5 protein-coding genes are annotated in these 6774 nt (G+C 66.6%); 1 reads left to right on the forward strand and 4 read right to left on the reverse strand.

From position 1 onward, the window contains the following. Positions 1-76 precede the first annotated feature (76 nt). Complete coding sequence (locus tag H1B27_RS29710; protein ID WP_197968503.1) at positions 77-1522, reverse strand: hypothetical protein; 1446 nt, start codon at positions 1520-1522, stop codon at positions 77-79. Positions 1523-1925: 403 nt separating this feature from the next. Here H1B27_RS29710 and H1B27_RS29715 point away from each other — a divergent pair, with 403 nt between their 5' ends. Beyond that, on the forward strand, positions 1926-2792 hold the full coding sequence (locus H1B27_RS29715) for an alpha/beta fold hydrolase (RefSeq protein WP_197968504.1): 867 nt from the start codon (positions 1926-1928) through the stop codon (positions 2790-2792). A gap of 173 nt (positions 2793-2965) precedes the next feature. Here the strand turns inward: H1B27_RS29715 and ftsH are convergent, their stop codons facing one another. The 3 genes from ftsH to ybgF form a co-directional block, all read right to left on the reverse strand. Continuing rightward, the gene (gene ftsH, locus H1B27_RS29720; protein WP_061880851.1) at positions 2966-4888 is read right to left on the reverse strand and encodes an ATP-dependent zinc metalloprotease FtsH; all 1923 of its coding nucleotides are present in this window, start codon (positions 4886-4888) and stop codon (positions 2966-2968) included. 276 nt (positions 4889-5164) lie between these two features. Then, the gene (tilS, locus tag H1B27_RS29725) at positions 5165-6220 is read right to left on the reverse strand and encodes a tRNA lysidine(34) synthetase TilS (RefSeq protein WP_197968505.1); all 1056 of its coding nucleotides are present in this window, start codon (positions 6218-6220) and stop codon (positions 5165-5167) included. An 81-nt stretch (positions 6221-6301) separates the two neighbouring features. Further along, positions 6302-6774 (reverse strand): tol-pal system protein YbgF (gene ybgF, locus H1B27_RS29730; protein ID WP_197968506.1); only part of this gene is annotated, 473 nt, incomplete at its 5' end.

A 6774-nucleotide genomic window follows, 5' to 3' on the forward strand; every position in this document is an offset into this window, starting at 1 on the left:
CTCGGCGACGCGTGACCAGGCGCCGGACGGGCGTGTTGTCCAGAGGACGATATGTCGGATTCGACACGCCCTTTGCCTATCTTTGCGGCGTCTCCCGCCGCTTGTGCACGACCGCCACGTCGTCGCTGTAGACGCGCTGCCACGCGGGCAGCCGGTCGAGCATCGCTACTGCCGGTGTATGCGGTGCGAGCAACGTCGCACCGATGCGGTATTCCTCCAGCAAGTCGAGAAAATCTCCGAGATCGATCAGCGCCAGTGCGCGATTGTAGCGGTCGATGAACGGTCCGCCGTACAGTTCGGCGCGACCATCGATGAAGGTCGGTATGCCGGCAAAGATCAAATAGCCGCCAAAGGAATAGTCGTTGAGCACGGGCCCAGCCTTGGCGAGATCGGCTCCAGCAATGGCTGCCTGAGGCGTGATGGTCGGAGCCGGCCTGACGTCGTGCGCCAGGGCGACTCCGCTCGCCGCGATCAACACGCCGAGCCCGGCCAGAGTGAGGCCGCGCGGCGCGACGACCGCATCGTCCGCGGCCGCACCGCCGAACCGCCGCCCCAGAGGGGCTGCCAGATAGAGCGGCGCCAGCATGGCCAACAGATCGGCATTGCGCATCTGCGCCAGCGAGAAATGGAGCAGGCCCAGCACCACAAGGACGCGCACAACCGGCAGCGTCACGCCACGCGAGAGCGCAAAGATTCCAGCCAGCAGCAGCAACTCGAAGCCCCCGACATGGCCGAAATCCTGCGGTCGCCATTCCGCGATCCAGGCGAGCGCGGGGCCGAGGCCGAGTGTCGTCAGCGGCATGAGCAGCGGTTCCGGCCCGTGGGGCGTCAGGCAGGAGGCTGCGACTGCGAGTGCCGTGAAGGGTAGCCACCGCAGCAGCACGCGCGGCCATTCGCTTGGCTTCTCGCGCAGCAGCGCCTCGAGCCCTGCAGGGCCGATCAGCCCGAGAGCCAGCACCCCACTGCCGTGAAGATTGGCCCACAGCACCAGCAGCGGCAGGGCCCAGTAGGGTGGAGGCCCTCCACGATCCATGCAGCGCACCAGGGCGGCCGCCCAAATCACCATGACCGGCAGGACGAGGACGTGCGGCCGCGCCAGCATATGCGGCGCCAACAGGATGACGGCGGCGATCACCATGAGCAGCGTCTGGACCGGTGAAAGCTCACGCAGCAGGAAAAAGGTCAGCAAACCAAAGGCGAGCGCTATCGCCGCCGCGGCGACGACGACGACGCCCGGCCAGCCGGAAATTATGTACGCGGCCGCGTAGATGACCTCCGAGAGCCATTCGAAGGTGATCCAGGGCGCGCCATGCTTGGAAAACGAAAAGGGATCGCTCGTCGGCAGGGCGCCATGCGCCATGATCCAGCGTCCGAGCTCGACATGAGAATAGGTGTCGGGATCGCCGAGCAACCGTGGCCCGGCGATGAGCAGCGCCGCATAGACGCTGAGGCCCACCAGCCAAGGGAGCGCTGCACGTGCCGAAAACGGTTGAACCGCGCTGTGGACGACCTGGTCAGACATGGCGAGCCAAACTAGAACGCAAGCGTTAAGTTCTTATTGAGTGTTCTCGCATTCGCGCCAAGGCGGCTAGCCGGGTCGTCGCTGCTGCTCCCGCCGAACAGTCTTGCCAGGCCGGTCTGCGCGATCAATCGGGGGCTGCTGCGTGCCGCACTCCTCGTATCGCCCGCCACCCTCCGCGGCGTTGGCTTTGCAGGCTGGCCGGCATTCGCCGCGGCAAGGAGCGCCACGAGATCGCGATGCCCGATCGCAACCTGTCCTGCCAGACCATCTCCGGCATGGTGCCGCTCGCCGCGCAGCTCGGCTGGGCGCGTGAGTTTTCACTTCTCTGTGCGGACCGTCTCGCGAGCTGACGCGCACGTTCTGCCATGCGGTACTATCGGATGGTCGAAGGGAAAGGTGTGTCATGCTGCTTCGCAATCTCTTCATCGCACTTCTCGTCACGGCCTCGATCACGACGGCGCAGGCGGCGCCGCAATGGCTCAGACTGCCGCCGACTCCAACCTTGCCCAAGGCGGCACAGAGCGGCTTCGCGCCCGTCAACGGCATCAAGGTCTGGTACGCCGTCTTCGGGCGCGGCCAGCCCGTCCTGTTGCTGCATGGCGGCCTCGCCAACGCCAACTACTGGGGCCATCAGGTCCGCGCGCTGCAACGGCAATATCAGGTCATCGTCATGGAGAGCCGCGGCCATGGCCGCAGCAGCCGCAACCAGGAGCCATATGGCTATGATTTGATGGCCTCGGACGTGATCGGGTTGCTCGATCATCTCAAGATCAGGCAGGCTGCGATCGTCGGCTGGAGCGACGGCGCGATCATCGGTCTCGACATCGCCATGAAGCATCCGGAGCGGGTGAGCAGGCTGTTCGCCTTCGCGGCGAACTCGGACCCGTCAGGCGTGGCGGATATTGCGTCGAGCGACGTCTTCAATGCCTACATCGCCAGGGCCGGCGAGGAGTACAAGCGCCTTTCGTCGACCCCGACCGAGTACAAGGGGTTTGTCACGGAGATCACCAAGATGTGGGAGAGCCAACCGAAGTGGACGGCTTCGGACCTCGCGACAATCAAGGTGCCGACCTGGATCGTGGATGGCGATCACGACGAGGCGATCAAGCGCGAGAACACCGAGTTCATGGCCGCGAGCATTCCGGGCGCCGGCCTCCTGATCCAGCCAGATGTCAGTCACTTCTCGTTCCTGCAGGATCCGGAGCAGTTCAACGATGACATGCTGCGGTTCCTCGCACGCGGCGCCAGATCCGGAGCAGCAGCGAAGTAAGGAGATCACAGGCGGGGCGAAGCGGACTTGTCCCGCCGTAGCTCTAAAAGCAAAGGTAGAGAGCCGCGCTGCCTCGGGGGCACGGGAGTGTAACTTCGAGGCGCAGATCGCCGCCGCCCAACAAAAAACGCGGCGTTTCCGCCGCGTTTTTCAATTCGGTCTGCCGCTTGCGATCAGGCCTGCGGCTGCGGCTCCAGGCCGGGATCCGGATCGGGCCGCGGGCGCGACTTGCCGGCCGGGGGCACCGCGGAGGCGCGCGGCGTGGTGGGCTCGAGCACGGATTCGCGGTTCGGCTTCTTGCCCTTGAGCAGGTCGACGATCTCGTCGCCAGTCAGCGTCTCGAATTCGAGAAGTCCCTTGGCGAGCGCTTCGAGATCGGCGTGCTTCTCGGTGAGGATGCGGGTCGCTTCCTTGTAGCCCTCCTCGACCAGACGCTTGATCTCGGAATCGATCTTCTGGACCGTCGCCTCGGACGCGTTCTGCGTGCGCGACACCGACATGCCCAGGAAGACCTCGTCCTGGTTCTCGCCGTAGGAGACGGTGCCGAGCTCTTCCGACAGGCCCCAGCGCGTCACCATCATGCGGGCAAGGCGCGTGGCCTGCTCGATGTCGGAGGCGGCGCCCGAGGTCACCTTCTCGCGACCGAAGATCAGCTCTTCGGCGACGCGGCCGCCCATCATGATGGCAAGGCGCGAGGTCATCTGCTCCAGGGACATCGACAGCTTGTCGCGCTCCGGGAGCTGCATGACCATGCCCAGCGCACGGCCGCGCGGAATGATGGTCGCCTTGTGGATCGGATCGGTCGCGGGCACGTTGAGGCCGACAATGGCGTGGCCGCCCTCGTGATAGGCCGTCAGCAGCTTCTCTTCCTCGGTCATGACGAGCGACTTGCGCTCGGCGCCCATCATCACCTTGTCCTTGGCCTCCTCGAACTCGGCCTGGGTCACCATCCGCTTGTTGCGGCGGGCGGCGGTGAGCGCAGCCTCGTTGACGAGGTTCATCAGGTCGGCGCCGGAGAAGCCCGGCGTGCCGCGCGCGATCGTCTTGAGGTTGATATCCGGCGCCAGCGGCACCTTGCGAACGTGAACCTTGAGAATCTGCTCGCGGCCGACGACGTCCGGATTGGGCACCACGACCTGGCGGTCGAAGCGGCCCGGACGCAGCAGCGCGGGATCGAGCACGTCGGGACGGTTTGTCGCGGCGATCAGGATCACGCCCTCGTTGGCCTCGAAGCCGTCCATCTCGACCAGCAGTTGGTTCAGCGTCTGCTCGCGCTCGTCATTGCCACCGCCGAGGCCGGCGCCGCGGTGACGACCGACGGCATCGATTTCGTCGATGAAGATGATGCAAGGCGCGTTCTTCTTGGCCTGCTCGAACATGTCGCGGACGCGGCTCGCGCCGACGCCGACGAACATTTCGACGAAGTCCGAACCGGAAATGGTGAAGAACGGCACGTTGGCTTCGCCCGCCACCGCACGTGCGATCAGGGTCTTACCGGTGCCGGGAGGGCCGACCAGCAGCACGCCGCGCGGAATGCGACCGCCGAGGCGCTGGAATTTGCCGGGATCGCGCAGGAACTCGACGATCTCCTGCAGGTCCTGCTTGGCTTCGTCCACGCCGGCGACGTCCTCGAAGGTGACGCGGCCATGCGCTTCCGTCAGCATCTTGGCGCGCGACTTGCCGAAGCCCATCGCCTTGCCGGCGCCGCCCTGCATCTGCCGCGACAAGAAGATCCACACGCCGATCAGCGCGATGAAGGGCAGCCAGGAGACCAGCAGCGAGACGAACCAGGGCACATTGTCGCCCGGCGGCTTCGCAGTGATCTGCACCTTGCTGTCATAGAGGCGCTTCACCAGCGTCGGGTCGTTCGGCGCGTAAGTCTGGAAGCTCGAGCCGTTGGTGAAGGTGCCGTGGATATCAGGCCCCTGGATCACGACGTCGCGCACATTGCCGCGGTCAACTTCGCTCAGGAGCTGGGAGAAGGCGATGTCCTGCGAGGAGGCCCGCTGACCCGGATTCTGAAACAGCGTGAACAACGCCAACAGCAGCAAGACAATGATGACCCAGAGGGCGAAATTGCGCAGATTGGCGTTCATTGATCTTCCTTCGTGGTCGCGCGGATCGCAACCCTGATCCTTGGGCAGTGGCTTTGGTCAATGCGAGGAAATCCCAAGGAATCCTCTCGGTTAGACGGATACAATTTAGGTGCCGCCCCGGTCGCTGCCAAGGGAACGCGATGGGACTATTTATCCCATCTTAGCGCGATTCCCGTGGAAATAATGGCGCCCGATCGGGGGTTTTCCGGCCTGGTTAAGGTGGCCTGACGGCGCAGATGCGAAACGGCCGGTGCCATGATCCGCCCTCATTCGTGCTCATCTCCCGGTGCGCCGCCGGGCCGGTGCCGGCGCAATGTGGATACGCCCGCCGGCAAGGCTGATCAAGGCTCCCGCGAGGGTCTGCTTCAGGACCGGCCGGCCGGTCGCGCGGGCGCGGAGACTTGCGGCCACCGCCTGGTCCAGTGCGGACATCAGGGTTTCAACCTTGCCGAGTTCCGCCGGCCCTTCATGTCCGAGCGCGTTGATCGCCCGCAGCAGGAGCCGCAGCCGGACCTCCTCCGGCAGGGCGGCAAAGGCCGAGGCCTCGAAGCTTCGGCCCCCCACCTGCGGCGCAACGCCGCGATCCCGCAAACGGAGGAAGCGCTCGGCGCCGTCGGCCAGCACCTCGACCGCCGCATTGGCCCGCGCCAGCCTTGCCGCGAGCCGCGCCAGGTTGCGCGCATCGCCGCCCTCGGCCGCGAGCAGCGGCAGCAGCGCGCGCAGCCGCGGCCGGGTGAAGGCGGTGTCCCGGTTGGTGGGGTCCTCGGCAAAGCCGACCTTCGCCCGCCTCAGGGTCGCGATCAGCTGCGACTTCGGAACATCGAGCAGCGGACGCGCCAGCACGATTCCGTCGCGCTCGCTGAGGGGAGCCATGGCCGACAGCCCGGCAAGTCCGCTGCCGCGGAAGAGGCGCATCAACAGCGTCTCGGCCTGGTCGTCGCGGGTGTGGGCCGTCAGCACATGGCTCGCGCCCGCGGCACGCGCGGCGTCGGCGAGCAGACGGTAACGGGCCTCGCGCGCTGCCGCAGGCAGCCCCGCCTTCGGCTTTGTGCCGCGCCAGCGCAGGGTCCGGTGCGGCAGCCCGAGCCCGGCGGCGAGCCGCTTGACCTCGCGCGCTTCGCGCGCCGCCTCTCGCCGCAAGCCGTGATCAATCGTGACGACGGTGAGAAGCGGACCACGCGCGAGGCTGCGCCGCCAGCGCGCCGCAAGCCACATCAGCGCGACCGAGTCGGGCCCGCCCGAGACCGCGAGCACCAGCGCCGGCGCAGCTCTCAGGCCGGCGAAGAGCCGCTTCGCCTCGCGCGCCGAGATCGGAGAATCGTCGTCTGACATGACCCGGCCCAGCACCCTCGGCGGATGATCGCGATGTTTAGCGCAGCACCACCCGCGTTGTCAGGATAGAAACGCCGGGCCTCAGCACTTCACCCGCTTCTGCTCGCGATCGACCGCCGCTTTGACGCCGGCGGAGGCGCGCGGATATTTGCGGCCGACCTCGCCGAAGGCGGCGCAGGCGGCCTCCTTCTCCTTCAGCGCGGCGAGCGACTGCCCGAGCCGCAGCAGCGCATCCGGCGCCTTGGCCGATTTCTCGTATTTGGTGGTGACGGCGAGGAAGGCTTCCGCGGAGTCGCGGTATTGCTGGCGCTGGAAGTAGCTCTCGCCGAGCCAGTATTGCGCGTCCCCGACCAGCGGGTCGCTCGGAAACTTCTGCGCAAAATTCTTCATGGTCTGCTCGGCAAGCGCATAGTCCTTGCGCTGCATGTAGCCGATGCCGAGGTCGAACTCGTCGCGCGGCGTCGCCGAGGGCGGCAGGGTGGTCAGGCCGCCGCCGCTGGCGGCCGGCGCGGGATAGCCGGATTGGGCCGGCGGATAGCCGGGCTGCGCGGCGG

The organism is Bradyrhizobium diversitatis (genome assembly GCF_016031635.1).
Taxonomy (GTDB): domain Bacteria; phylum Pseudomonadota; class Alphaproteobacteria; order Rhizobiales; family Xanthobacteraceae; genus Bradyrhizobium; species Bradyrhizobium diversitatis.